Origin of the sequence: Pseudomonas sp. 102515 (assembly GCF_031085165.1) — a bacterium.
Lineage (GTDB): Bacteria > Pseudomonadota > Gammaproteobacteria > Pseudomonadales > Pseudomonadaceae > Chryseomonas.
Window position 1 is genome coordinate 865,036 of record NZ_JAVHTY010000003.1, and the last position, 24,823, is coordinate 889,858.

20 protein-coding genes and 1 pseudogene are annotated in these 24,823 nt (G+C 65.5%); 11 read left to right on the forward strand and 10 right to left on the reverse strand.

Going from position 1 to position 24,823, the window contains the following annotated elements; genetic code table 11:
• Positions 1–90 precede the first annotated feature (90 nt).
• From rpe to RCF34_RS15440, 7 genes and pseudogenes are all read left to right on the forward strand, one after another.
• On the forward strand, positions 91–768 hold the full coding sequence (rpe, locus tag RCF34_RS15410) for a ribulose-phosphate 3-epimerase (RefSeq protein WP_308708929.1): 678 nt from the start codon (positions 91–93) through the stop codon (positions 766–768).
• Positions 765–1,615, forward strand: a pseudogene (locus RCF34_RS15415) (phosphoglycolate phosphatase). The gene rpe and the pseudogene RCF34_RS15415 overlap by 4 nt, the downstream one beginning before the upstream one ends.
• 72 nt (positions 1,616–1,687) lie before the next feature.
• Positions 1,688–3,166, forward strand: coding sequence for an anthranilate synthase component I (gene trpE / locus RCF34_RS15420; protein WP_308708931.1), 1,479 nt, complete (start codon positions 1,688–1,690; stop codon positions 3,164–3,166).
• Positions 3,167–3,176: 10 nt separating this feature from the next.
• Positions 3,177–3,770: an aminodeoxychorismate/anthranilate synthase component II gene (locus tag RCF34_RS15425; RefSeq protein WP_308708932.1), complete on the forward strand. Its 594-nt coding sequence runs from the start codon at positions 3,177–3,179 to the stop codon at positions 3,768–3,770.
• Entirely contained in the window at positions 3,771–4,820 is a 1,050-nt protein-coding gene (trpD, locus tag RCF34_RS15430) for an anthranilate phosphoribosyltransferase (protein ID WP_145154087.1), read from the forward strand.
• Entirely contained in the window at positions 4,817–5,644 is an 828-nt protein-coding gene (gene trpC / locus RCF34_RS15435) for an indole-3-glycerol phosphate synthase TrpC (RefSeq protein WP_308708933.1), read from the forward strand. The genes trpD and trpC overlap by 4 nt, the downstream gene beginning before the upstream one ends.
• Before the next feature lie 269 nt (positions 5,645–5,913).
• Positions 5,914–7,695: a BCCT family transporter gene (locus tag RCF34_RS15440; RefSeq protein ID WP_308708934.1), complete on the forward strand. Its 1,782-nt coding sequence runs from the start codon at positions 5,914–5,916 to the stop codon at positions 7,693–7,695.
• A 57-nt stretch (positions 7,696–7,752) separates the two neighbouring features.
• On the opposite strand, the gene crp is transcribed toward RCF34_RS15440, so the two are convergent.
• On the reverse strand, positions 7,753–8,397 hold the full coding sequence (gene crp, locus RCF34_RS15445) for a cAMP-activated global transcriptional regulator CRP (protein WP_308708935.1): 645 nt from the start codon (positions 8,395–8,397) through the stop codon (positions 7,753–7,755).
• Positions 8,398–8,606: 209 nt separating this feature from the next.
• Between crp and RCF34_RS15450 the strand changes: the two genes are divergently transcribed.
• Positions 8,607–9,029 carry an OsmC family protein gene (locus tag RCF34_RS15450; RefSeq protein ID WP_308708936.1) on the forward strand — a complete coding sequence of 141 codons (423 nt, stop codon included), beginning with the start codon at positions 8,607–8,609 and terminating at the stop codon, positions 9,027–9,029.
• A gap of 265 nt (positions 9,030–9,294) precedes the next feature.
• Positions 9,295–10,089 (forward strand): adenosylmethionine decarboxylase, encoded by a 795-nt coding sequence (gene speD, locus RCF34_RS15455; protein WP_007159721.1) that lies wholly within the window; start codon positions 9,295–9,297, stop codon positions 10,087–10,089.
• 56 nt (positions 10,090–10,145) lie between these two features.
• Here speD and RCF34_RS15460 read toward each other — a convergent pair whose 3' ends face one another.
• From RCF34_RS15460 to RCF34_RS15470, 3 genes are all read right to left on the reverse strand, one after another.
• On the reverse strand, positions 10,146–11,405 hold the full coding sequence (locus RCF34_RS15460) for a sodium:proton antiporter (protein WP_308708937.1): 1,260 nt from the start codon (positions 11,403–11,405) through the stop codon (positions 10,146–10,148).
• A gap of 201 nt (positions 11,406–11,606) precedes the next feature.
• Positions 11,607–11,798, reverse strand: coding sequence for a hypothetical protein (locus RCF34_RS15465; protein WP_308708938.1), 192 nt, complete (start codon positions 11,796–11,798; stop codon positions 11,607–11,609).
• Positions 11,799–11,885: 87 nt separating this feature from the next.
• Positions 11,886–15,392, reverse strand: coding sequence for an EAL domain-containing protein (locus RCF34_RS15470; protein ID WP_308708939.1), 3,507 nt, complete (start codon positions 15,390–15,392; stop codon positions 11,886–11,888).
• Positions 15,393–15,760: 368 nt separating this feature from the next.
• On the opposite strand from RCF34_RS15470, the gene RCF34_RS15475 reads away from it, so the two are divergent.
• Positions 15,761–16,120 carry a BON domain-containing protein gene (locus RCF34_RS15475; RefSeq protein WP_308708940.1) on the forward strand — a complete coding sequence of 120 codons (360 nt, stop codon included), beginning with the start codon at positions 15,761–15,763 and terminating at the stop codon, positions 16,118–16,120.
• 79 nt (positions 16,121–16,199) lie between these two features.
• The gene (locus tag RCF34_RS15480; RefSeq protein WP_308708941.1) at positions 16,200–16,652 is read left to right on the forward strand and encodes a PA2169 family four-helix-bundle protein; all 453 of its coding nucleotides are present in this window, start codon (positions 16,200–16,202) and stop codon (positions 16,650–16,652) included.
• Positions 16,653–16,705: 53 nt separating this feature from the next.
• Here RCF34_RS15480 and acs read toward each other — a convergent pair whose 3' ends face one another.
• The 6 genes from acs to RCF34_RS15510 form a co-directional block, all read right to left on the reverse strand.
• Positions 16,706–18,649, reverse strand: a complete 1,944-nt coding sequence (acs, locus tag RCF34_RS15485; protein WP_308708942.1) for an acetate--CoA ligase — start codon at positions 18,647–18,649, stop codon at positions 16,706–16,708.
• 125 nt (positions 18,650–18,774) lie between these two features.
• Entirely contained in the window at positions 18,775–20,439 is a 1,665-nt protein-coding gene (gene pgi, locus RCF34_RS15490; protein WP_007159714.1) for a glucose-6-phosphate isomerase, read from the reverse strand.
• 181 nt (positions 20,440–20,620) lie between these two features.
• Positions 20,621–21,478 carry a pantoate--beta-alanine ligase gene (gene panC / locus RCF34_RS15495; protein WP_308708943.1) on the reverse strand — a complete coding sequence of 286 codons (858 nt, stop codon included), beginning with the start codon at positions 21,476–21,478 and terminating at the stop codon, positions 20,621–20,623.
• Positions 21,475–22,275 carry a 3-methyl-2-oxobutanoate hydroxymethyltransferase gene (gene panB / locus RCF34_RS15500; protein WP_308708944.1) on the reverse strand — a complete coding sequence of 267 codons (801 nt, stop codon included), beginning with the start codon at positions 22,273–22,275 and terminating at the stop codon, positions 21,475–21,477. Before panB ends, panC begins: the two co-directional genes overlap by 4 nt.
• 129 nt (positions 22,276–22,404) lie before the next feature.
• Positions 22,405–22,908, reverse strand: coding sequence for a 2-amino-4-hydroxy-6-hydroxymethyldihydropteridine diphosphokinase (gene folK / locus RCF34_RS15505; protein WP_308708945.1), 504 nt, complete (start codon positions 22,906–22,908; stop codon positions 22,405–22,407).
• Entirely contained in the window at positions 22,905–24,296 is a 1,392-nt protein-coding gene (locus tag RCF34_RS15510) for a polynucleotide adenylyltransferase PcnB (RefSeq protein ID WP_308708946.1), read from the reverse strand. The genes folK and RCF34_RS15510 overlap by 4 nt, the downstream gene beginning before the upstream one ends.
• Positions 24,297–24,823 lie beyond the last annotated feature (527 nt).

A 24,823-nucleotide genomic window follows, 5' to 3' on the forward strand; every position in this document is an offset into this window, starting at 1 on the left:
CCGTTCGCCCCGCCGGGGCAGCGGGAATGCCCGAGCCGTGGACGGATCTCCGTTACAATGCCGCTCCTCAACCTTCGCCGAGGCTATCCCATGCAACCCTTCGCCATCGCCCCCTCGATCCTGTCCGCCGATTTCGCCCGCCTGGGCGAGGAAGTCGACAAGGTCCTCGCCGCCGGTGCCGACATGGTCCATTTCGACGTGATGGACAACCACTATGTGCCGAATCTCACCATCGGCCCCATGGTCTGCAAGGCGCTGCGCAACTACGGGGTGACCGCGCCCATCGACGTGCACCTGATGGTCAAGCCGGTCGATCGCATCATCGGCGACTTCATCGAAGCCGGCGCCACCGACATCACCTTCCACCCCGAGGCCTCCGAGCATATCGATCGCTCGCTGCAGCTGATCAAGGATGGCGGTTGCCGGGCCGGCCTGGTGTTCAATCCGGCCACCTCGCTGGATGTCCTCAAGTACGTCCTGGACAAGATCGACATGGTGCTGCTGATGAGCGTCAACCCTGGCTTCGGCGGCCAGACGTTCATTCCCGGCACCCTCGACAAGTTGCGCGAGGCGCGCGCCCTGATCGATGCCTCCGGCCGGTCGATCCGGCTGGAGATCGATGGCGGGGTCAACGTCAAGAACATCGGCGAGATCGCTCGCGCCGGGGCCGACACCTTCGTCGCCGGCTCGGCCATCTTCGGCCAGCCCGACTATGCCGCGGTGATCCAGGCGATGCGCGCCGAACTGGCCAAGGCCCGCTCGGTATGAGCGCCCTGGTACGCCTCGGCCGCGGGCATCCGCCCGCCCTGGTGATGTTCGACCTCGACGGCACTCTGCTGGACTCGGCACCGGACCTGGCCGCTGCGGTGGACGCCATGCTCGCACGCCTGGGCCGCGCGCCGGCGGGGCTGGACAAGGTGCGCCTGTGGATCGGCAACGGCGCCCGGGTGCTGGTGCGTCGCGCCCTGGCCGATGACATGGAGCACGGCGCCGTGGACGATGCCGCTGCCGATAGCGCCCTGGCCTTGTTCATGGAACTCTACGGCGGCAGCCATGCCCTGACCCGCGTCTATCCCGGCGTGCTGGACAGCCTGGCGTTGCTGCGTACCCTGGGCGTGCGCCTGGCGGTGATCACCAACAAGCCGGAGCGCTTCGTCGCGCCGCTGCTGGCCGACATGGGCCTTGGTGACTTCGACTGGATCGTCGGCGGGGATACCCTGCCGCAGCAGAAGCCGGACCCGGCCGGCTTGCTGTGGGTCATGCAGCAGGCGGGCGTGACGGCCGGCCAGGCCCTGTTCATCGGCGATTCGCGCAACGACATCCGTGCCGCCCGCACCGCCGGGGTGCGCTGCGTGGCCCTGAGCTATGGCTACAACCATGGCGAGCCCATCGCCAGCGAGCAGCCGGATCTGGTCGTCGACGATCTGCGCGAGCTGTTCATCTAGCACGCCGAGGTGGCCGGCCGGTTGCCATGCCGCGCCGGCTAGGCTAACGTGGCCCTTCAACCCCCGCCTCAAGAGCAAGAGATCGCATCGTGGTGGTCACCCGCACAGGCTCCTCGCGAGCATGGATGAAAGTCATCAAGGCCCTGGCCCGTTGGCGCTGGCGCGCCTGATTTCGTCCCTGCCGGTATCTGACCGGCGCGCTGTGCACCCGACCTTTCGTTTTCCTCGCCACGAGGCTGATCATGACCCGCGACGACTTCCTGCGCCTGGCCGCTCAAGGCTATAACCGCATTCCCCTGGCCTTCGAAACCCTGGCCGACTTCGACACGCCCCTGTCCATCTACCTGAAGCTGGCCGACGGCCCCAATTCCTATCTCCTGGAATCGGTGCAGGGCGGCGAGAAATGGGGGCGTTATTCCATCATCGGCCTGCCCTGCAGCCGTGTACTGCGCGTCCATGGTCATCGCGTGGTGGTCAGCGATGCCGGTCGCGAGGTCGAGGTGATCGAGCAGTGCGACGATCCCCTGGCCTTCGTCGAAGCCTTCAAGGCGCGCTATCGCGTGCCGACGCTGGATGGCCTGCCACGCTTCAACGGCGGCCTGGTGGGCTACTTCGGCTACGACAGCGTGCGCTACGTGGAGCGGCGCCTGGCGGCCTGCCCCAATCCCGATCCGCTGGGTACGCCCGACATCCTGCTGATGGTGTCCGACGCCGTGGTGGTGTTCGACAACCTGGCCGGCAAGATCCATGCGATCGTACTGGCCGATCCGGACGAGGCCGACGCCTTCGACGCCGCCCAGGCGCGCTTGGCCGACATCCTCGACCGCCTGCGCCAGCCCATCGTGCCGCGCCGCGGCCTGGATCTTTCCGCCCCGGCCGGCCCGGAGCCGAGCTTCCGGTCCAGCTTCAGTCGCGAGGATTTCGAAGGCGCGGTGCAGCGCATCAAGGACTACATCCTGGCCGGCGACTGCATGCAGGTAGTGCCCTCGCAGCGCATGTCCATCGCCTTCCAGGCGGCGCCCATCGACCTCTATCGGGCGCTGCGCTGCTTCAACCCCACGCCCTACATGTATTTCTTCAACTTCGGCGCCTTCCATGTGGTGGGCAGTTCGCCGGAGGTCCTGGTGCGGGTGGAGGACGGCGAGATCACCGTGCGCCCCATCGCCGGGACCCGTCCGCGCGGCGCCACCGAAGAAGCCGATCTGGCGCTGGAGCGCGACCTGCTGGCCGATGCCAAGGAGCTGGCCGAGCACCTGATGCTGATCGACCTGGGACGCAACGACGTGGGTCGGGTCTCCAGCACCGGCAGCGTGACCCTGACCGAGAAGATGGTCATCGAGCGTTATTCCAACGTGATGCACATCGTCAGCAACGTGACCGGCCGCCTCAAGCCCGAGCTGAGCGCCATGGACGCCCTGCGCGCCATCCTGCCGGCCGGAACCCTGTCCGGGGCGCCGAAGATCCGCGCCATGGAGATCATCGACGAACTGGAGCCGGTCAAGCGGGGCATCTACGGCGGCGCCGTGGGCTACCTGGCCTGGAACGGCAACATGGACACCGCCATCGCCATCCGCACCGCGGTGATCAAGGACGGCGAGCTGCACGTGCAGGCCGGGGCAGGCATCGTCGCCGACTCGGTGCCGGCGCTGGAGTGGGAAGAGACCCTCAACAAGCGTCGTGCCATGTTCCGCGCCGTCACCCTTGCCGAACAGTCCGTCTGAGGAATCCACCATGTTGCTGATGCTCGATAACTACGATTCCTTCACCTATAACCTGGTGCAGTACCTGGGCGAGCTGGGCGCCGAGGTCAAGGTTGTCCGTAACGACGAGGTCCCGGTCGAGGCGCTCGAGGAGCTGGCGCCGGAGCGCATCGTCGTCTCCCCCGGTCCCTGCACGCCCAACGAGGCGGGCATCTCCCTGGCCACCCTGGAGCGCTTCGCCGGCAAGCTGCCGGTGCTGGGCGTCTGCCTGGGTCACCAGAGCCTGGGCCAGGCTTTCGGCGGCGAGGTGGTCCGGGCCCGCGAGCCGATGCACGGCAAGACCAGCCCGGTCTACCACAACGGCGAAGGCGTCTTCGCCGGCCTGCCCAATCCCGTCACCGTGACCCGCTATCACTCGCTGGTGGTTAAGCGCGAGACCCTACCCGAGTGCCTGGAGATCACCGCCTGGACCCAGCATCCGGACGGCAGCATGGACGAGATCATGGGCCTGCGGCACCGCGAGTTCATGATCGAGGGGGTGCAGTTCCACCCCGAGTCCATCCTCACCGAGCATGGCCATGACCTCTTGGCCAACTTTCTCCAGCAGCAGGGAGGGCGGCGCTAGATGGACATCAAGCAGGCCCTGAATCGCATCAGCGGACAACTCGACCTCAACGTGGCCGAGATGCAGGCGGTGATGCGCCAGATCATGACCGGTGGCGCCGACGAGGCGCAGATCGGTGCCTTCCTCATGGGCATGCGCATCAAGAGCGAGACCATCGACGAGATCTGCGGCGCGGTCAGCGTGATGCGCGAACTGGCCACCCCGGTGGTGCTGCCGACCCTCGATCACGTGGTCGACGTGGTGGGCACCGGCGGCGATGGCGCCAATATCTTCAACGTTTCCTCGGCCTCGGTGTTCGTGGTCGCGGCGGCGGGCGGCAAGGTCGCCAAGCACGGCAATCGCGCGGTGTCCGGCAAGAGCGGCAGCGCCGATCTGCTGGAGGCCGCCGGCATCTACCTGGAGCTGACGCCCGCGCAGATCGCGCGGTGCGTCGAGCAGGTGGGCGTCGGCTTCATGTTCGCCCAGTCGCACCACAGCGCCATGCGTCACGCCGCCGGGCCGCGCCGCTCCCTGGGGCTGCGCACCCTGTTCAACATGCTCGGTCCCCTGACCAACCCGGCCGGTGTCCGGCACCAGGTGGTCGGGGTGTTCAGCGCCGCGCTCTGCCGACCGCTGGCCGAGGTGCTGCAGCGGCTGGGCAGCCACCACGTGCTGGTGGTGCACTCCCGCGACGGCCTGGACGAATTCAGCCTGGCCGCGGCGACCCAGGTCGCCGAGCTCAAGGACGGCAGCATCAGCGAATACCAGGTGCTGCCGGAGGATCTGGGCATCAAGAGCCAGACCCTCGTCGGCCTCACCGTGGACGGCCCCGAGGCCTCCCTGGCGCTGATCCGCGACGCCCTCGGCCGGCGCAAGACCGAAGCCGGGCAAAAGGCCGCCGACATGATCGTGCTCAACGCCGGCGCGGCGCTCTATGCCGCGGATCTCGCCCACAGCCTGCACGAGGGGGTACTCTTGGCCCACGACGCGCTCTACAGCGGCCTGGCCCGGGAAAAGCTGGACGAGCTCGCCCATTTCACATCCGTCTATCGCGAGGAGGGTCGCCCGTGAGTGTGCCAACCGTGTTGCAGAAGATCCTGGCCCGCAAGGCCGAGGAGATCGCCGAGCTCAAGGCCCGGACCAGCCTGGCCGAACTCGAGGCCCAGGCCCGTGCCGCCGACGCCCCGCGCGGCTTCGCCCGCGCCCTGCAGGCCCAGGTGGCGCGCAAGGAGGCGGCGATCATCGCCGAGGTGAAGAAGGCTTCGCCGAGCAAGGGGGTGATCCGCGAGCACTTCGTGCCGGCGGAGATCGCCCACAGCTACGCCCTGGGCGGGGCCACCTGCCTGAGCGTGCTCACCGACGTGGACTTCTTCCAGGGCGGCAACGCCTATCTGCAGCAGGCGCGCGCCGCCTGCCAGCTGCCGGTGATTCGCAAGGACTTCCTCATCGATCCTTTCCAGGTGGTGGAAGCCCGGGCCATCGGCGCCGACTGCATCCTGCTGATCGTCGCCGCGCTGGACGACGGCCTGATGGGCGAACTGGCCGCCACGGCCAAGGACGTCGGCCTGGACGTATTGGTCGAGGTGCATGACGGCGCCGAGCTGGAGCGGGCGCTCAAGGTGCTGGACACCCCGCTGGTGGGGGTCAACAACCGCAACCTGCATACCTTCGAGGTCAGCCTGGAAGCCACCCTCGATCTCTTGCCGCGCATCCCCCAGGATCGCCTGGTGATCACCGAGAGCGGCATTCTCAATCGCGCCGACGTGGAGCTGATGGAAACCAACGAGGTGCGCGCCTTCCTGGTCGGCGAAGCCTTCATGCGCGCCGACGAACCGGGTCAGGAGCTGCAGCGGCTGTTCTTCCCGGATCGCCGGTTCCCGCTCAGAGACGCCTAAGGCGTCGGTCGTTCGCACAAGGCCCCGGGATGACCTCGGGGCTTTTTTCTTTCCGCAGGGTGATCCAGGTCGACTCGCGCCCACCCCGGGCGGCGGGAACGACCTCCGTGTGCCCGCTGCCGACGCAGGGCTTTGTTTCCATGGGAATAAACCCGGTTAATGGCCTCCGACTCGCTGAACCGTGGCGAGGCGCGGAGATGGCCGGCTGTCGCAGGACGAGTCAGCGCTCCGCCGCACCAGGCCATCCATAACCAGGGCAAGCAAGCACCATGGCAACGGAAGAAAAAAGCGAAACACTTGATATCAGCGTCACCGATCCCTCCCGGACCGAGGAGTCGCGACGGGATCGGCGACTCGCCGGCACCACCGACTGGGTAGTCTTCGGCGTCACCAGCATCGCCGCGCTGGCCTTCGTGATCTGGGGCTTCGTCAGCCAGGCCAGCCTGGCCAGCAGCGCCTCGACCGCCCAGGGTTGGGTGATCACCCACTTCGGCTGGCTGTTCGTGCTCACCTCCACCGGCTTCGTGGTCTTCGTCATCTGGCTGGCCGCCAGTCGCTATGGGCGGATCCCCCTGGGGCGCGACGACGAGCAACCGGAATTCCGCACCCTTTCCTGGGTGGCGATGATGTTCAGTGCCGGCATGGGCATCGGCCTGATGTTCTTTGGCGTCGCCGAGCCGCTGTCGCACTATCTCAATCCGCCGCCCGGTGGCGCCGCGGGGCAGAGCAGCGCTGCCCTGCAGGTGGCCATGGCCACCACGCTGTTCCACTGGACCCTGCATCCCTGGGCGATCTATGCCGTGGTCGGGCTGGCCATCGCCTATGGCACCTATCGGCGCGGTCGCAGCCAACTGATCTCGGTGGCCTTTCGCCCCCTGATCGGCGAGCACGCCAACGGGCCCCTCGGCCGCGTCATCGACATGATGGCGATCTTCGCCACCCTGTTCGGCTCGGCGGCCTCCCTCGGTCTGGGCGCCCTGCAGATCGCCGGCGGACTCGAACACAACGGCTGGATCGAGCAACCCGGAAAAATGCTCTACATCGGCATCATCACGGTGCTGACGGTGGCTTTCGTCATCTCCGCGGTGTCCGGTGTCGAGAAGGGCATCCAGTGGCTGTCCAACACCAACATGGTGCTGGCGGTGGCCCTGGCCCTGTTCGTCTTCGTCGCCGGTCCGACCCTGCTGATGCTCAATCTGCTGCCCACCGCCATTGGCGACTACATCGACCTCCTGCCGGAAATGATGGCGCGCACCAGCGCCAGCGGGGGCGAGGCCATGGGCAACTGGCTGTCCAGCTGGACGGTGTTCTACTGGGCCTGGTGGATTTCCTGGACGCCCTTCGTCGGCATGTTCATCGCCCGCATCAGTCGCGGCCGTACCATCCGTCAGTTCGTCACCGGGGTGCTGCTGGTGCCGAGTCTGGTCAGCGTGGTCTGGTTCGTGATCTTCGGTGGCGCGGCCATCGACGCCATGCGCCTGGGCGCCTTCACCCTGGTCGACGGCGCGGTGAACAGCAACTTCGCCCTCTATGACCTGTTGACCAGCTATCCCTGGGTCTCGGTGACCTCGGTGCTGGTGATGGTGCTGGTGGCGATCTTCTTCGTGTCCGGCGCCGACGCCGCGTCTCTGGTGATGGGCACCCTGTCCGAGCGCGGCACCACCGAGCCTTCGCGGCGCACAGTGATCTTCTGGGGTGCCCTCACCGGCGCGGTGGCGGCGATCATGCTGGCCATCGGTGACCCGAGCAACCCGGGTGCGGCGCTCAACGGCCTGCAGAATCTGACTATTGTGGTCGCGCTGCCCTTCGTGGTGGTGATGGCGCTGCTGTGCCTGGCGCTCTATCGCGATCTGCGTTGCGATCCGCTGATGCTGCGGCATCTGCGCGGTACCGAGCTGATCGAGAAGGCGGTGCTCTATGGCGCGGTCAAGCACGGCGAAGAATTCCACTTCGTCGTGGGCGAGCCCAAGGCCAAGGGGAATGGCGAGAAGACCGTCGACGAGAGCGCCACGGTGCGGGTAGCGAAGGTCCAGCCGAGGGTCGAGAGCTGAAGCCCTGACGGGCGGGGGGAGCGGCCCCCGCCTGCCGGCAGGGGCCGCTGGGCGGGCTCAGCGGGTGCCGAACACCACCATGGTCTTGCCCTTGACGTGGACCAGGCCCTGTTCTTCGAGGGACTTCAGGACGCGGCCGACCATCTCGCGGGAGCAACCGACGATGCGGCCGATCTCCTGGCGGGTGATCTTGATCTGCATGCCGTCCGGGTGGGTCATGGCATCGGGCTGCTTGCACAGGTCGAGCAGGGTGCGGGCCACACGACCGGTGACGTCGAGGAAGGCCAGGTCGCCGACCTTGCGGGTGGTCTGGCGCAGGCGCTCGGCCATCTGGCGACCGAGGGAAAACAGCATGTCCGGGTCCTGCTGGCTCAGTTCGCGGAACTGGCCGTAGCTGATCTCGGCGACTTCGCACTCGGTACGGGCACGGACCCAGGCGCTGCGCTCGGGCTCGTTGCCTTCCTTGGAGAACAGCCCCATCTCGCCGAAGAAGTCCCCGGCATTGAGATAGGCGATGATCATTTCGCGGCCTTCATCGTCTTCGATGAGGATGGTCACCGAACCCTTGAGGATGAAGAACAGGCTTTCGCTGTTGTCGCCAGCGTAGATGATGGTGGTTTTTGCCGTGTAGCGGCGACGCGAGCAGTGCGCTAGCAGCTTGTCGATGTGCTGTAACTTCGCGGGTGGGATGATAGCGGCCATGCTGATTCCTGAGGTTGAAAGCTAACCTGAGTCGGGGGCACCGATGTCCGAACCGGTGCATGCACAGGCTGCGCCGGTTCCAATTCAAAGACCGGATAAGAACATGCGCAGCTTAAATGCGAGCTGAATAACCCTTCACTGCGCACCAGTTTACGTCATCCAGCATGTTAAGCTGATCACCATTTGTATATATAAGTAGGACGAAAGCGATGAAAGCGCGCATCCAGTGGACAGGCGAGGCCATGTTCCTCGGTGAATCCGGCAGCGGCCACGTGGTGGTCATGGACGGCCCGCCGGAAAGCGGTGGTCGCAACCTCGGCGTGCGGCCGATGGAAACCGTGCTGATCGGCCTGGGCGGTTGCGCCAGCTACGACGTGGTCAGCATCCTGCGCAAGGCGCGGCAACCGGTGGAAAGCTGCGAGGCCTTCCTCGAGGCCGACCGCGCCGACACCGAGCCCAAGGTGTTCACCCGTATCCACCTGAAGTTCGTGGTCAAGGGCCGCGGTCTCAAGGAAGCTCAGGTCAAGCGCGCCATCGAGCTGTCGGCGGAAAAATACTGCTCGGCGTCCATCATGCTCGGTCGGGCCGGCGTCGAGATCACGCACAGCTACGAACTCGTCGAACTCGCCTGACGCCGCCTGCAGGCGACGCCCTTTCGGGCGTCGCCCTCTGCTTCATCCCTTCCCGCCGACATCAATTCATCACCTGGGCCGGGCAGACTCTGGCCCCAGCCGCTGCCGATCTGCATAATGCGCCGCTCTTAAGGGGCATGCCCCGACAAGTACAGCCAATCGCCATCGCGAAGAGGTGTTCGCCGCCCTACGCAGCTTGCGCAATCCGCAGCTGACGGGCACTCAGGACCGCGGTCAGAGACCGCACGACGGGAGCTTTACCACCGTGAAAAGCAAACTCAGGCTTCATGGTTTCAACAACCTGACCAAGACCTTGAGCTTCAACATCTACGACATCTGCTACGCCGAGACGTCGGAAGATCAACAGGCCTATGTCCAGTACATCGACGAGGAATACGACGCCGAGCGTCTGACCCAGATCCTGACCGACGTGGTCGATATCATCGGGGCCAACATCCTCAATATCGCCCGCCAGGATTACGATCCCCAGGGCGCCAGCGTGACCATCCTGATCTCCGAGCAGCCGGTCGAGCCGACCGAGAGCCAGATCGAGGAGTCGCCCGGTCCGCTGCGCGAGACCATTCTCGGCCACCTGGACAAGAGCCACATCACGGTGCACACCTATCCGGAGATCCATCCGGACGACGGCATCGCCACCTTCCGCGTCGACATCGACGTCTCCACCTGTGGCGTGATCTCCCCGCTCAAGGCCCTGAACTACCTGATCCACCAGTTCGACTCGGATATCGTCACCGTGGACTACCGGGTGCGCGGCTTCACCCGCGACATCGAAGGGCGCAAGCACTTCATCGACCACGAGATCAATTCGATCCAGAACTACCTGTCCGAGGACACCCGCGCGGCCTACCAGATGACCGACGTGAACGTGTACCAGGACAACCTGTTCCACACCAAGATGCTGCTCAAGGAGTTCGAACTGGACAACTACCTGTTCGGCGACGCCTCCCGCAGCCTCTCGTCCGAACAGCGCCAGCAGATCACCCAGCGTCTCAAGCACGAGATGCGCGAGATCTTCTCCGGCCGCAATCTGCCGCGCTGATCGTTCGGCTTTGCCCAGAGAACCCCGCCACGGCGGGGTTCTTGCTTTTCTGGGACTCAGTGGTGCTCGTCGCGCGCGACCGGGGTACCACCGGTGACGCTCTTGACCACCCGGCCGATGGTCAGGCCCTGGCCAAGGATGGAGACCAGCACCACGATGTAGGTTAGGGCCAGGATCAGATCCCGTTCCGGACCGGCCGGCAGACTCAGCGCCAGGGCCACGGAGACACCGCCGCGCAGGGCGCCCCAGGTGAGGATGCGCGCCGTACCACGGGTCATGTTGCGCCAGTGCGGGCTGAGCAGCACCACCGGTGCCACGCTGATCCAGCGGGCGAAGAGGATCGCCAGGGTCACCAGCAGCGCGGCGCTCAGGTGCGTCCAGCTGAACGGCAGAACCAGCAGCTCCATGCCGATCAGGGCGAACAGCAGGGCGTTGAGGATCTCGTCGATCAACTCCCAGAAACCGTCCAGATAACGCCGGGTGAAGTCGTTCATCGCCTTGGCTCGCCCCAGGTTGCCGATGATCAGACCGGCCACCACCATGGCGATGGGACCCGAGACGTGCAGGTGGCTGGCCAGGGTCGAGCCGCCGATCACCAGGGCCAGCGACAGCATCACCTCGATCTGGTGCTGCTCGATGCTCAGCATCAGCCAGTAGCAGACGAAGCCGATCAGCAGGCCGAACAGGATGCCGCCACCGGCTTCCTCGAGGAACAGCCAGAGCGCCGCGTTGACCGTGGGCGTCTCGCCCAGCTGGATCACTCCCAGCAGCACCGAATAGACCACTACGGCCACGCCGTCGTTGAACAGCGCCTCGCCGACGATGGTGGTTTCCAGCGACTTGGGCGCTCCGGCCGAGCGCAGGATGCCGAGTACGGCGATGGGATCGGTCGGAGAGATCAGGGCACCGAAGATCAGGCAGTAGAGAATGTCGACGTGCCAGCCCAGCCAGCCGAAGATCCAATGGCTGAGATAGCCGATCAGCACCGTCGAGATGATCACCCCGAGGGTCGCCAGGCCGCCGATGGCCCATTTGTAGTCGCGCAGGTCCTTGAGATTGACGTGCAGGGCGCCGGCGAACAGCAGGAAACCGAGCATCCAGTTCATCAGCAGGTCGTTGAAGTCGATCTGCCCGAGCAATTCGCCGATGCGGTGTTCCAGGCCGGGAAAGCCGAGCCAGGAAAGACTCTGCAGGCCGACCGAGAAGATCAGCGCGATGACCATGACGCCGATGGTGGGGGGCAGGCCGACGAAGCGGTAATTGAGGTAGGTGAGCAGCGAGGTGAAGCAGATGAAGGCAGCAGCGAGTTCGAGCATGGGCGTTCCAGATCCATCAGACAGCGAGCCCCTGCGAACGCAGGGCCTAGGGGTAGGATGGGGCGGACGCCGCAAAAGTTACATTTTCGATAGCTGGCTAGCCAATTACCTACGAAGGAACAGCCGTTGACCGCCCTGGGCCGCCGCTGAGCGGGCGGTGCCAGGGTGATCCAGAGGACGGACGGTCAGGGTGCTGACGGCCTAGCGTGGCGCGGCCATTCCCGTGGTCGCCTCGGGCAGCGGCAACGGATGGGGTGCGGCGATGCGTGCCTCCAGAGTGGCCACGTAGCTGCGGGCGTCGGCTTCGCTGAGAAAGGTGATGGCCTGCTTGTCGATGCAGACCTGCCAGGCACTGGTGGTGGACTTGCGCAGGGGACGAACCACGATCTTCATGCTGAAACCCTCGGGGACAGACGAAAAGTGGAAACCCGAGTCTAGAGCGGTTTTGATTGCAGAACAGTGACATTCGTCGGTCGGTCGCTAGGCGCGCGCCTTCTGCCGTTCGGCATACCAGGCCTCGAACTCTTGCGGCGGCAGCGGCGGACTGAACAGGAAGCCCTGGCATTGCTGGCAGCCCAGCTTGCGCAGGATGTCCCACTGCTCGGTGGTCTCCACCCCCTCGGCCAGGACGTCCAGGTCCAGCCCCTGGCCCAAGGCGACGATGGCCGCGGCGATGGCCTGGCTGCTGTGGGTACCGCTGTCGCTGCGCAGTTCGTGCATGAAGCTCTGGTCGATCTTGAGCTTGTCCAGGGGAAAGCGGCGCAGGTAGGCCAGCGAGGAATAGCCGGTGCCGAAGTCGTCCACCGCGATGCGCACCCCCAGGGTCTTGAGGGTGGCCAGGGACAGCAGCGCCTCCTCGACATTGTTCATCAGGGTGCCTTCGGTGATCTCCAGTTCCAGATTCTCCGCCGGCAGGCGACTGCGCGCCAGGGCGCGGGAAATGGTGCTGGCCAGGTCGCGCTTGGCGAATTGCCGGGGCGAGATGTTGATCGCCAGGGTTTCCAGTTCCAGTCCCTGGGCGAGCCAGCTGTGCATCTGCTGGCAGGCGCTTTCGATGATCCAGTCGCCCAGGGGCACGATGAGTCCGGTTTCCTCGGCCAGCGGAATGAATTCGGTGGGCGGGATGAGCCCCAGCTCCGGATCCCGCCAGCGCACCAGAGCTTCCACGCCAATGGTCTGGGCCGTGCTGACGCTCATCAACGGCTGGTAGTAGAGGACGAAATCACCGCGCTTGAGCGCCGTGCGCAGCCGCGATTCCAGATTCAGCCGCCGCCGCGACTGCTCGGTGAGGGCCTGGGTATAGAAGCGGAAGGTATCGCGACCCTGGTCCTTGGCCTGGTGCATGGCGGTGTCGGCATTGCGAATGAGGTCATCGGCGGTGACGCCATCGTCAGGAAAGAGGCTGATGCCGATGCTGGCGTTGAGATAGATGTCGTGCTCGCCGAGCTGGAAGGGCTGCTCCAGCTTGCCGAGCATGGCCTGGGCGATCTGGGCGGCGAATTCAGGCCGGTCTATCCGCTCGAGGATGACCAGGTACTCGTCGCCCCCGATGCGGGCCAGGGTGATGTCTTCGCTGAGCAGGGCGCGCAGGCGAGCGGCGAACTCCACCAGCAGTTCGTCACCCAGGGCATGGCCGTGGCTTTCGTTGACCGTGCGGAAATGATCGAAATCGAGGATCAGCACGGCGACCAGGTATTCCTGGGGCTCGGCAAGGGCCAGGGCGTGTTCCAGATGGGTGCGCGCCAGCAGGCGATTGGGCAGGTCGGTCAGGGGGTCGTGATTCGCCAGGTGACTCAGGCGTGCCTCGCTCTCCCGCAGGTGGGTGGTATCGCTGACGGTGACCGTGTACTGACGGGTTTCCCGGGGGTAGAGGGTGTCGATGGTGGTCCAGGCCGGAAAGGTGCTGCCATCGAGTCGCGGCCAGAGCAGTTCGCCTTCCCAGCGGCCCTCGCGGCGCACCGTGCGCCAGAGTTCGCGATAGAAGCGCTGGTCCTGGCGTCCCCCGCCGGGCAGTCCCAGCCGCTGGCCGAGCAGGATACCTTCCTGGGTGCCGAGCAGCCGGGCAAGGGCCGGATTCACCGCCAGGATCCAGCGGCGCTCGTCGAGCAGCAGCAGGCCGTCGCGGCTGTTCTGGAACATCGCCGCGGCCTGGCGCAGGCTTTCTTCCTGCTGCTTGCGCAGGGTGATGTCCTGGGCGGTACTGATGAAATACTGGGGAACCCCCTGGTCGTCGCGGATCAGGCGCGTGGTGACGTTGGCCCAGACCGGCTGGCCACTGCGATGCAGATAGCGTTTTTCCAGGGTGTAGCGGTCCTGGCCGGTGTCGACCAGTTGCTTCCGCAGGGTGGCGCCCAGGGCGCGCTCGTCCGGATGGGTCACCGAGGCGGTGTCCTTCTGCAGCAATTCCGGTTGCGAATAGCCCAGCATCTGACAGAAGTGGTGGTTGGCGCTCAGCCAGCGACCCTCCAGGTCGCTGAGCATGATGCCGGTGTAGGCCTGCTCGAAGATGCCCCGGTAACGCGCCTCGCTCGCGCGTTGGGCCTGGACCACGTGCTGTTGCCGGATGGCCAGCACCGCCAGGCGGGTGAATTCGGTGATCAGCGCCTGGGTTTCCGTTTCGGGCAGCCGCGCCTCTCCATAGTAGATGCCCAGGGCGCCCACGGCGCGCTGCTGCTCGTCCTGCAGGGGCAGGGCCCAGGCACCGCGAATGCCTGCCGCTTGGGCGGCCGGTAGCAGCGTCTGCCAGGCCGGATCCAGTTCGATATCAATGGTGAACACGGGGGCATTGGTGGTGACGGCACTGCAGCAGCCCTGGTCGTGGCGGCTGCGCGGCACGCTTTCCAACGCCGCCTGGAAGGCGGGTGGCAGACTGGGCGCAGCGGCGACCCGCAGATGCTCGCCCTGATCGTCCAGCAGCAGGGCGACGCGCATCTCCGGATAGATCCGTTCCAGCCGCAGGGCGATGCCCTGCTGGATCTCCGCCAGCGGCAGGCCGGTGAGCAGATCGTCGAGGACGTCGCTGCGGGCCTGTTGCAGCTGCTGCGCCTGGTAGTCGTGATGGATGTCGGTGAGAGTACCCTGGATCTCGCCATCGAGACCGGCGCGCAGCTCCATCTGCATCCAGCGATGGCTTTCCACCGACAGGTGCAGCCGTACCACGCCATTCCAGTGCAGGCGCTGACCGGCGGCGAAATCGGCCACCAGCTGGCGCAGGCGAGCCCCATCCTGGGGATGGAAGGCCTGGTCCAAGGGGTGGTTGAGTTGCTGGGCGGCGGGTTGGCCGGTCAGGGCTTCCCAAGCCGGATTGAGAAATTGCCAGCGGCCGCGATGATCGCTGGCGAAGACCACCAGCGGCAGGTGCTGGACCAGTTCGCGATAGCGTCTCTGACTGTCCTGCAGCGCCTGCTCGGCCAGCTTGTGGCTGGTGATGTCGACCAGGGCGCCGCGGGTGATGCCGGCTTCGTCGAAGTCGCTTTGCCAGTTGAGCCAGCGCCAGCCGCCCTGGCCGTCGGCGAAATGCGCGGAAAAATTCAGCGGGCCCTGCATGTGCTGCAGGCGTTCGAGCATGCTGTGCACATGATCGCGGTCATCGACGCGGGCGCAGGCCGCGATGGTGGCGAAATCCAGCGGGTCGCTGCCCTTTGGCTGGTGCAGCATTACCAGGGTGCGTTCGGAGCAGAGCAGACGGCCATCGGGCGTCAGCTGCCAGTCGCCGGTATTGGTCAGGCGCTGGACGAAATCTTGGGTGGCGCGCTGGTTCTGCAGCTCTTCGATGATGCCTTCGCGATAGTTGGCCTGGCGCCGCAGCAATCCATAGAGCACCAGCGACAGCAGGCTCATGAAGGCCAGGCCCTTCAGGGTGTGCCACGGATAGACACTGTCCTGATCGCTGAGCAGCAGATACAGCAGCCCGTCGCTGCCGAGCACCCAGAGGGCGCTCAACAGCAGATAAACCAGGGCAATGCGCGCAGGAGAAAGAGGCCGCATGCCGGATCCTCAAGGCCCGATCGCAGGTGTCGGGTTCAACTGATTTTTGACCGGATAAAGGTACGGCAGTTCTGGTCGGGTCACCTGGAAATCTTCTTTTCTCGTCCGGCTTCATTGGCTTTGAAGCCCTGGAAGACAGCTCGTCCAGGCTCTGGCTCAAGAGTCGTCTGACCTCGTGCAAATTACCAGACCTATTCACCTCGCAATTGCATTTTGCCCACCCGTTATCTACGTCGTATTTATATAAGTCATTGATTTTTAACGTCTTCAATCATCTTCGGAATTCGGCGCGGCCGTTGCGCTCTACATCTAGGTCGCTGCTGCCAGGACCTGAGCGCAGTACAACCAAGGAAAACAGGAGTCATCTCATGAAAAAGACTTTCGGTACTTTCGCCCTCGCTGCCGTCACCGCTTCCGTACTGAGCCTGCCGCTGGCCGGCGGTGCCTTCGCTGCCAACAGCCAGAACATGACCCTGGCCGCCAACAACACCATGGACAAGACCGAAGAAGCCGCGTCCGATACCTGGATCACCAGCAAGGTGAAGGCGTCTTTCCTGGCAGACGAACACATCAAGGGTACCTCGATCAAGGTCGAGACCAACAAGGGCGTCGTCTCCCTGTCCGGCACCGTGGCTACCGAAGCCCAGCGCGACCTGGCGATCAAGGAAGCCAAGGCCATCAAGGGCGTCAAGGCCGTATCGGCTGACGCGCTGAAAGCCGCTCAGTAAGAACGTCCGGCACCACCTGGTACGATGGCAGCAACCCTCGCTGCCATCACCCCTTGTCCCTTCGCCCCGGAGAACCGCCATGACCAGCACGACCGAAACCCTCAACGATCTGATCGAGATCGCCCGTGACGGCAAGAATTTCTACGAGCACGCCCTCACCGAAGTGAAGAACCCCGAATTGAAGGCCCTGTTCACCGAGATCGCCCAGAGCAAGGCCGAGATCATCAGCGCCCTGAGCGGCCAGGTATCCGCCGCGGGTGAAAAGCCCGCTGAGCAAGGTACCTTCGCCGGTAGCTTCCGCAAGTACTACACCGACGTCAAAACGTCCTTCGCCAGCAAGGAAAAGGAAGAAGTCACCTACGTCAGCGAGCTGGAAGAGCAGGAAGACCGCCTGCTGCACGCCCTGGAGCGTGCCGTCAATGAACACGCCACGCCGGATGCCCAGGCCAACCTGCGCAGCCAGCTAGACAAGGCCCGTGCGACCCATGATCGCATGCGTGACCTTAAGCACCGTATGCAAGCTGCCCACTAAGGCTGCCCGCAAAGAAAAGCCCCGCCTAGGCGGGGCTTTTCTTTGGACCGGGGCTAGGCCTGCGGGGCGCGATTGAGCCGGGCATCGATCAGGCTGTCGACCACCGAGGGGTCCGCCAGGGTGGAGGTATCGCCCAGGCTGTCCAGTTCGTCGCAGGCAATCTTGCGCAGGATTCGTCTCATGATCTTGCCGGAACGGGTCTTGGGCAGGGCCGGTGCCCACTGCAGGAATTCGGGCTTGGCGAAGCTGCCGATCTCGTCGGCTACCTGCTGACGCAGGCGCGCCTTGAGTTCGTCGCTCGGGGTCACTCCGCCCTTGGTGGTGACGAAGGCATAGACCGCCTGGCCCTTGACCTCGTGCGGACAGCCCACCACGGCGGCTTCGGCCACGTCCGCATGCTCGGTGAGCACGCTTTCCACCTCGGCGGTGCCGATGCGGTGGCCGGAGACGTTGAGCACGTCGTCCACCCGCCCGGTGATCCAGTAGTAGCCGTCTTCGTCACGGCGGGCGCCGTCGCCGGTGAAGTAGTAGCCCGGATAGGCGCTGAAGTAGGTATCGATCAACCGCTGGTGGTCGCCATAGACGGTACGGATCTGGCTTGGCCAACTGGCCTTGATCGCCAGTACGCCACTGCCGGGTCCTTCGATTTCCTGGCCCTGTTCGTCCAGCAGTACCGGCTGGACGCCAAAGAAGGGCAGGGTGGCCGAGCCCGGTTTCAGCGCCAGGGCGCCGGGTGGCGGGGCGATGAGGATGCTGCCGGTCTCGGTCTGCCACCAGGTGTCGACGATGGGGCAACGCCCTTCGCCCACCACCCGGTGATACCACTCCCAGGCCTCGGGATTGATCGGCTCGCCGACGCTGCCCAGCAGCTGCAGGCTCTTGCGCGAGGTGCGCCGTACCGGGCCGTCGCCTTCGCGCATCAGGGCGCGCAGGGCGGTCGGGGCGGTATAGAAGATGTTGACCTGGTGCTTGTCCACCACCTGCCAGAGGCGACTGGCATCGGGATAGCTCGGTACCCCTTCGAACATCAGGGTGGTGGCACCATTGGCCAGGGGGCCGTAGACGATGTAGCTGTGGCCGGTGACCCAGCCAACGTCGGCGGTGCACCAGAAGACCTGACCCTCGTGGTAGTCGAAGAGGTACTTGAAGCTCAGGGTGGCGCCCAGCAGATAGCCCCCGGTGGTGTGCAGCACGCCCTTGGGTTTGCCGGTGGAGCCTGAGGTGTAGAGGATGAACAGCGGGTCCTCGGCGTCCATGGGCTCCGCCGGGCAGTCGGGCGAAGCGGCGGCCACCGCCTGGGCGTAGGGCAGGTCGCGTCCCTCCTGGCGGGCCACGGCGGCGCCGGTGCGTTCGACCATGACCACGGTGTGGACCTCCGGGCATTTGGCAAGGGCCTTGTCGACATTGGCCTTGAGCGGGACACGCTTGCCGCCGCGCACACCCTCGTCGGCAGTGATCACCACCCGGCAGTCGGCATCGAGGATGCGGTCGCGCAGCGCCTCGGGCGAGAAGCCGCCGAATACCACCGAATGCACCGCGCCGATGCGCGCGCAGGCGAGCATGGCGTAGGCCGCCTCGGGAATCATCGGCATATAGAGACAGACGCGGTCGCCTTTCCCGACCCCGCGATCCTTGAGCACATTGGCCAGGCGGCTGACGTGCTCGTGCAACTGGCGATAGCTGATGGCCTGACTGTCGGCGGGGTCGTCGCCTTCCCAGAGGATGGCAGTCTGATCGCCGCGTGCGGCGAGGTGGCGATCGATGCAGTTGTAGGCGACGTTGAGCTGGCCGCCGCTGAACCAGCGGGTCTGGCCCTGGCGCATGTCGCCGCTATGGACTTCGTCCCAGGTGCGCGACCAGTCGAGCAGCGCGCTGGCCTGTTCGCTCCAGAAGCGCTCCGGCTGTTCCACCGAGCGCTGGTAGAGCTCGCGATAACGGGCTTCGTCGAGGTGGGTGCGGGCAGTCAGGCTCTCGGGCACGGGATAGCGTTGGCTCATGGCCGGCTCCTTCTTGGTGTTTTTGTGCTCCTAGTTTAGGCCGCGGATGCCCTGCCGGGGTTCAGCGAGGCGACAAAACGAAAAAGCGCCGCAGAGCGGCGCCTTTCGGAACGGACCGGAGACGATCAGCCGCGATGACGACCGCGGAAGTAGTCGATCAGGCCCTGGGTGGAACCATCGTCGGCCTTGCCTTCGCTGCGGCCGATGATGTGCTGGTAGACGTCCTTGCCCAGCTCCTTGCCCAGCTCGACGCCCCACTGGTCGAAGCAGTTGATGCCCCAGATGACGCTCTGCACGAACACCTTGTGCTCGTACAGGGCCACCAGCGCACCCAGGCGCCGCGGCGAGATGCGCTCCAGCACCAGGGTGTTGCTCGGGCGGTTGCCCGGGATCACCTTGTGTGGCGCCAGCTTGGCGATCTCGGCTTCGCCCAGGCCCTTCTCGCGCAGCTCGGCCTCGGCTTCTTCGCGGGTCTTGCCCAGCATCAGCGCCTGGCTCTGCGACAGGCAGTTGGCATAGAGCCACTGCTGGTGATCGGCCACCGGGTTGTGGCTCACCACCGGCACGATGAAGTCGCCGGGGATCAGCTGGGTGCCTTGGTGCAGCAACTGGTGGTAGGCGTGCTGACCGTTGCAGCCGACGCCGCCCCAGATCACCGGACCGGTCTCCACGCTCACCGGCGAGCCGTCCTGACGCACGCTCTTGCCGTTGGACTCCATGTCCAGCTGCTGCAGGTGCTTCACGAAGTTACGCAGGTGGTGGTCGTAGGGCAGGATGGCGTGACTGGTCGCGCCCCAGAAGTTGCCGTACCAGACCCCGAGCAGGCCCAGCAGCACCGGCATGTTCTCTTCGAAGGGGGCGCTGGTGAAGTGCTGGTCCATGGCGTAGGCGCCGGCCAGCAGGTCCTTGAAGTTGGACATGCCGATGGCCAGGGCGATGGGCAGGCCGATGGCCGACCACAGCGAATAGCGGCCGCCGACCCAATCCCACATGGGGAAGATGTTCTCTTCGGCGATGCCGAATTCCACCGCCACCTTGACGTTGCTGGAGACGGCGATGAAGTGCTTGTGCAACTCCGGCTCCGGGCAGCCCTGGGCCAGGCACCAGGCGCGGGCGGCCTGGGCGTTCTTCAGGGTCTCCAGGGTGCCGAAGGACTTGGAGGAGACGATGAACAGGGTGGTGTCGGCGGCGAGCTTGGAGGTCACCTCGCGGAATTCGCTGCCGTCGATGTTGGCCAGGTAGTGGCAACGCACGCCACGCTGGGTGAAGGGCACCAGCGCCTCGGAGACCAGCTGCGGACCGAGGAAGGAGCCACCGATGCCGATGTTGACCACGTCGGTGATCGGCTTCTCGGTGTAGCCGCGCCAGAGACCGTTGTGGATACGGGTGACCAGCTGGGTCATCTGGTTCAGGACCCGGTGCACCTCGGGCATGATGTCCTGGCCGTCGATCCGGACGCTGTCGCCCACCGGGCGGCGCAGGGCGGTGTGCAGGGCGGGGCGGTGCTCGGACGAGTTGACGTAGGCGCCGTCGAACAGGGTGTGGATGGCCCCTTCCAGGCCCGCCTCACGGGCCAGATTCACCAGCAGGTCGCGGGTCTGCTCGGTGATGAGGTTCTTGGAGTAGTCGAGGAACAGACCGCTGCTGCTCAGGGAGAATTGCGAGAAGCGCTGCGGATCGGCGGCGAAGGCATCGCGCATGCGAAAGTTCTGCATGGCCTTGCGGTGTTCCTGCAGGGCTTTCCAGGAGGCGAGCTGGGTCACGTCGAGGGGGTGTTGATAGTACTCCATGGCTAGGCTTTTCCTTGGTGGCTCTTGTTTGCTGTTGTGCCCCACAAGCCGCTGGCTTGCAAGAGAAAGTCGGTGACCGCGAGACGCCGGTCGTGGCGCCGCGCTTCGAGCATGAAAAAGCCCGGTATGTTCCGGGCTTCCAGGGTTCAGGCAGGTTCGGGTGAGCTAACCTTCGGTTGCGTCACACTCGGGCCCTGCGGCGAAAGCTCAGATTGTCGATCAGGCGGGTCTGGCCGAGGTAGGCCGCCACCAGCAGGACCAGCGCGGCGGTGTCCGGGCCGGCCGGTTGCAGACTCAGCTGCTCACGCAATTCCAGATAGTCGACCTTGAGTCCCTGAGCTTGCAATTCGGCGACACCGGCGGCGAGGGTCGGCTCGACCGCCGCACCGGCCGCGAGCTGATCGGCGAGCCGCCTGAGCAGGCTGTACAGGCAGGGCGCACTGGCCCGCTGGTGGTCGTCGAGATAGCCATTGCGCGACGACAGCGCCAGGCCGTCGGTGGCCCGCACCGTGGGCTGGGCGACGATCTCGATGGGCATGTCCAGGTCCTGGACCAGCTTGCGGATCACCGCCAGCTGCTGATAGTCCTTTTCGCCAAAGACCGCCACGTCCGGTTGCGCCATCTGGAACAGCTTGGTGACCACCGTCGCCACGCCTTCGAAATGACCGGGCCGGCGTGCGCCGCAGAGGCCTTCCGATACCAGGGGGACGTTCACCCGGGTCAGGCCGTCCATGCCGCTGGGATACATCTCGGCCACCGCCGGTGCGAACAGCAGGTCGCAATGGGCTTCGCTCAGCTGGCGGCTGTCTTCCGCCAGGGTGCGGGGGTAGGTATCGAGATCCTCGGCGGGGCCGAATTGCAATGGATTGACGAAGACGCTCGCCACCACGAAGTCGGCGTGACGCCGCGCGGTGTCGACCAGGGCGATATGGCCGGCGTGCAGATTGCCCATGGTGGGCACCAGGCCGATGCGCAGGCCCTGGCGGCGCGCGGCGGCGACGGCGGCGCGCAGTTCGCGGACGCTATGGACCGTTTTCATGCGGAGAATCCATGTTCGGGAGCGGGAAAGCTGCCGTCCTTGACGGCGGCGACGTAGGCCGCCAGGGCAGCCTGGATACTGTCCTGGCCGGCCATGAAGTTGCGGACGAATTTCGGCGTGCGCCCGCGCAGGGCCAGGCCGAGCATGTCGTGCAGCACCAGCACCTGGCCATCGGTGGCGGCCCCGGCGCCGATGCCGATCACCGGCACCCGGGCGGCCCGGGTGATTTCTTCGGCCAGCGCCGAGGGCACGCACTCCAGCAGCAGCATGGCCGCGCCGGCTTCCTCCAGCTCGCGTGCCGCGTCGCGCAGTTGCTGCGCCCGGACTGGATCGCGACCCTGCACCTTGAAGCCGCCGAAGACATTGACCGACTGGGGCGTCAGGCCCAGGTGGGCGCAGACCGGCACGCCATTGGCGGCCAGGCGGCGGATCGGCTCGGCCAGCCAGGCGTCGCCCTCGAGCTTGACCATCTGCGCGCCCGCCTGCATCAGGCGACCGGCGCTGGTCAGGGTCTGCTCCAGGGTGGCATAGGTCATGAACGACAGGTCGGCGACGATGAAGGCTCCCGCGTGGCCACGCTTGACGCAGGCGGTATGGTAGACCATGTCGTCGAGGGTCACCGGCAGGGTGCTGTCGTGACCCTGCAGCACCATGCCGAGGGAATCGCCGATGAGCAGCATCTCCACGCCGGCCTGACTGGCGGCCTGGGCGAAGGTGGCATCGTAGGCGGTCAGCATGGCGATCTTTTCGCCGCGCTGCTTGAGCCCCTGAAGGGTCGTGAGGCTGATATCAGGCATGCAAGGGGTCCTCGTGGGACGGCGCTATGGTTGTTGTCTGGGCGCCGCGGGCGCGGGGTGGCCGCGCGCAAACGGCTGCTATAGTCCCGGCGCGTCCGGCACAAGTCAATGCTCGGTGTTACGGCTGTGTTACCGGCTGGGTGACGACGGTAGCAGCCGTTCCAGGCCTTCGAAAGGACAGGCGGACAGCAGGTCCGGCAAGCGGCGGCCGTCGGGCAGGTGCAGCGCGGGGGCGAGATCGGCCAGCGGATAGAGCACGAAGGCGCGGGCCTGGAGGTGATAGTGCGGCACCTGCAGGCGTGGCTCGTCGATCAGCCGTTCGCCGAACAGCAGGATGTCGATGTCCAGGGTGCGCGGACCCCAGCGTTCGTCCTTGCGCACGCGGCCCTGCTGCTGCTCGATGGCCTGGGTGGCGTCGAGCAGCGCCAGGGGGGCGAGGGCGGTGTCCAGCACGGCGACGGCGTTGACGTAGCGCGGCTGGTCGGGCGGACCCAGGGGGTCGCTGGCATAGAAGGCGGAGACCGCCACCAGCTGACTCTCGGGCAGGCTGGCCAGGGCCTCCAGGGCCGCGTCCAGCTGCTGCCGCGGCTCGGCCAGGTTGCTACCCAGGCCGAGATAGACTCTTTCCATCATTCGTCGCCGGCGGTGGGCGCATCCGAGGTGCGCCGCTTGCGATTGCTGCCGCCCCGGCGGCGTCGCTTGGCCGGCGCGCCTTCGTCCCGGCTGAGATTCTTGATCATCTCGCGCCGCTGGCTGTCACCGACCTCCTGGTAACGCGTCCACCAGTCGCCCAGGCCACCGGTCTCCTCGCCCGCGCTCTCGCGCAGCAGCAGGAAATCGTAGCCGGCGCGGAAGCGCGGATTTTCCAGCAGTTGATCGGCGCGCTTGCCCTGACGGCGCGGCAGGCGTTCCTGCATGTCCCAGATCTCGCGCATCGGCATGGTGAAGCGCTTGGGGACGGCGGTGCGTTGGCACTGCTGCAGGGTCAGGTCGTGGGCGGCTTCCTGCATGGCCGGAATCGGCGCCAGCCCGAGGTCCTGATGATGACGCACGCGCTCGGGCAGCGCCGGCCAGAGCAGAGCGGCGAACAGGAAGGCCGGAGTGACCGGCTTGCCTTCACGGATGCGGGTATCGGTATTGGCCAGGGCCTGGCGAATCAGGCTGCCGGCGTATTCCGGGTCGCGTTCCAGGGCTTCGCCGCTGGCCGGGAACAGCGGGGCGAACAGGCCGTACTGGCAGAGCAGCTCGAAGGTACGTTCGGCCTTGCCGCCGAGCAGCAGCTTGATGACCTCGTCGAACAGTCGCGGTGCGGGAATGTCACGTAGCAGCGGGGCCAGGCGACTGATGGGTTCGGCGGTAGCGGTCTCGATCTGGAAGTCCAGCTTGGCGGCGAAGCGCACGGCGCGCAGCATCCGCACTGGGTCTTCCAGGTAGCGCTGCTCCGGATCGCCGATCAGGCGGATCTGCCGCAGGCGGATGTCCTGGGTGCCATTGGCGTAGTCGAGGATGCGTTCGCCGCTGGCATCGTAGTAGAGCGCGTTGATGGTGAAGTCGCGCCGCTGGGCATCCTGTTCCTGGTTGCCATAGATGTTGTCGCGCAGGATCCGGCCGCTTTCATGGCGCGAGCCCTGGGTTTCATCTTCGGCATCCCCGGTGGGGTGATTGGCGCGAAAGGTCGCGACCTCGATGATCTCGCGGCCGAAATGCACGTGGACCAGCTTGAAACGCCGACCGATGACCCGTGCATTGCGGAATTCGGCCCGCACCTGTTCGGGCGTGGCACTGGTAGCGACATCGAAGTCCTTGGGCTCGAAGCCCAACAGCAGGTCCCGGACGCAACCGCCCACCAGGTAGGCCTGATAACCCGCCTTTTCCAGCCGCTCGACGACGCTCAGGGCGTAGCGGCTGATGCGCTCTCGTTCCAGAGCATGCTGACTGCGGGGCAGTTCGATGGGCAAGGCAGGCGCGGGCGGAGTACGCCGCAGGGGCGAGCGCAGAGTCTGGATCAGCTTCTTCAGCATGCGAATTTCTGTTCGGAGAGACGGCTATACGCAATCTGGCCCACGGCGGGAACCGTTGCGCAATAGATAAGGAGGGGATCTTGAACGAGGGAGGGAAGGCTGTCAAAGGCACTGGGGGAGCCGAAGCTCCCCCCCAAAGTGGTACGTGCTTTGTTTTTATTGTTTATCCAGACCTCTTGTTTTTCTTGTGTGGTCTGTTCCGTGCGGTTACCTGCCGCCGGAAAGGCTCTGAAGTCTAGAGCCAAGAGCAAACGGATTACTTTGGAAGCTGATGCCGTCAGGATCATTCCTGCTCTGCCTGGTACGGGTGCTGCCTCGGGGCAGTTTTGTTGTTCTCTGGCCTGACATCGCGCGGACCGTCCCGCTAGACGACTCTTCTCCAAAATGATCAGTTAGCTACGCCTCCGCCTGCTTGTTCTTGTTGTGCTGGAGTCGCTACGTCTTGTTTTTGTTATGGAGTGGGTACGTTCTTATTGTTTTTGTACGAAGACATAAAGCAGATGCCGTGCCAGTTTTATAAAATCCTT

What these genes read in the sequence shown, in the direction of transcription:
- pgi (WP_007159714.1), bottom strand. Translation starts at nt 20,439, where the DNA reads ATGGAGTACTATCAACACCCCCTCGACGTGACCCAGCTCGCCTCCTGG.
- RCF34_RS15460 (WP_308708937.1), bottom strand. Translation starts at nt 11,405, where the DNA reads ATGCTCGAACTCGCTGCTGCCTTCATCTGCTTCACCTCGCTGCTCACC.
- RCF34_RS15480 (WP_308708941.1), top strand. Translation starts at nt 16,200, where the DNA reads ATGACCAGCACGACCGAAACCCTCAACGATCTGATCGAGATCGCCCGT.
- folK (WP_308708945.1), bottom strand. Translation starts at nt 22,908, where the DNA reads ATGATGGAAAGAGTCTATCTCGGCCTGGGTAGCAACCTGGCCGAGCCG.
- crp (WP_308708935.1), bottom strand. Translation starts at nt 8,397, where the DNA reads ATGGCCGCTATCATCCCACCCGCGAAGTTACAGCACATCGACAAGCTG.
- RCF34_RS15470 (WP_308708939.1), bottom strand. Translation starts at nt 15,392, where the DNA reads ATGCGGCCTCTTTCTCCTGCGCGCATTGCCCTGGTTTATCTGCTGTTG.
- RCF34_RS15465 (WP_308708938.1), bottom strand. Translation starts at nt 11,798, where the DNA reads ATGAAGATCGTGGTTCGTCCCCTGCGCAAGTCCACCACCAGTGCCTGG.
- trpE (WP_308708931.1), top strand. Translation starts at nt 1,688, where the DNA reads ATGACCCGCGACGACTTCCTGCGCCTGGCCGCTCAAGGCTATAACCGC.
- panB (WP_308708944.1), bottom strand. Translation starts at nt 22,275, where the DNA reads ATGCCTGATATCAGCCTCACGACCCTTCAGGGGCTCAAGCAGCGCGGC.
- panC (WP_308708943.1), bottom strand. Translation starts at nt 21,478, where the DNA reads ATGAAAACGGTCCATAGCGTCCGCGAACTGCGCGCCGCCGTCGCCGCC.
- RCF34_RS15510 (WP_308708946.1), bottom strand. Translation starts at nt 24,296, where the DNA reads ATGCTGAAGAAGCTGATCCAGACTCTGCGCTCGCCCCTGCGGCGTACT.
- rpe (WP_308708929.1), top strand. Translation starts at nt 91, where the DNA reads ATGCAACCCTTCGCCATCGCCCCCTCGATCCTGTCCGCCGATTTCGCC.
- trpD (WP_145154087.1), top strand. Translation starts at nt 3,771, where the DNA reads ATGGACATCAAGCAGGCCCTGAATCGCATCAGCGGACAACTCGACCTC.
- RCF34_RS15440 (WP_308708934.1), top strand. Translation starts at nt 5,914, where the DNA reads ATGGCAACGGAAGAAAAAAGCGAAACACTTGATATCAGCGTCACCGAT.
- RCF34_RS15475 (WP_308708940.1), top strand. Translation starts at nt 15,761, where the DNA reads ATGAAAAAGACTTTCGGTACTTTCGCCCTCGCTGCCGTCACCGCTTCC.
- RCF34_RS15425 (WP_308708932.1), top strand. Translation starts at nt 3,177, where the DNA reads ATGTTGCTGATGCTCGATAACTACGATTCCTTCACCTATAACCTGGTG.
- acs (WP_308708942.1), bottom strand. Translation starts at nt 18,649, where the DNA reads ATGAGCCAACGCTATCCCGTGCCCGAGAGCCTGACTGCCCGCACCCAC.
- RCF34_RS15450 (WP_308708936.1), top strand. Translation starts at nt 8,607, where the DNA reads ATGAAAGCGCGCATCCAGTGGACAGGCGAGGCCATGTTCCTCGGTGAA.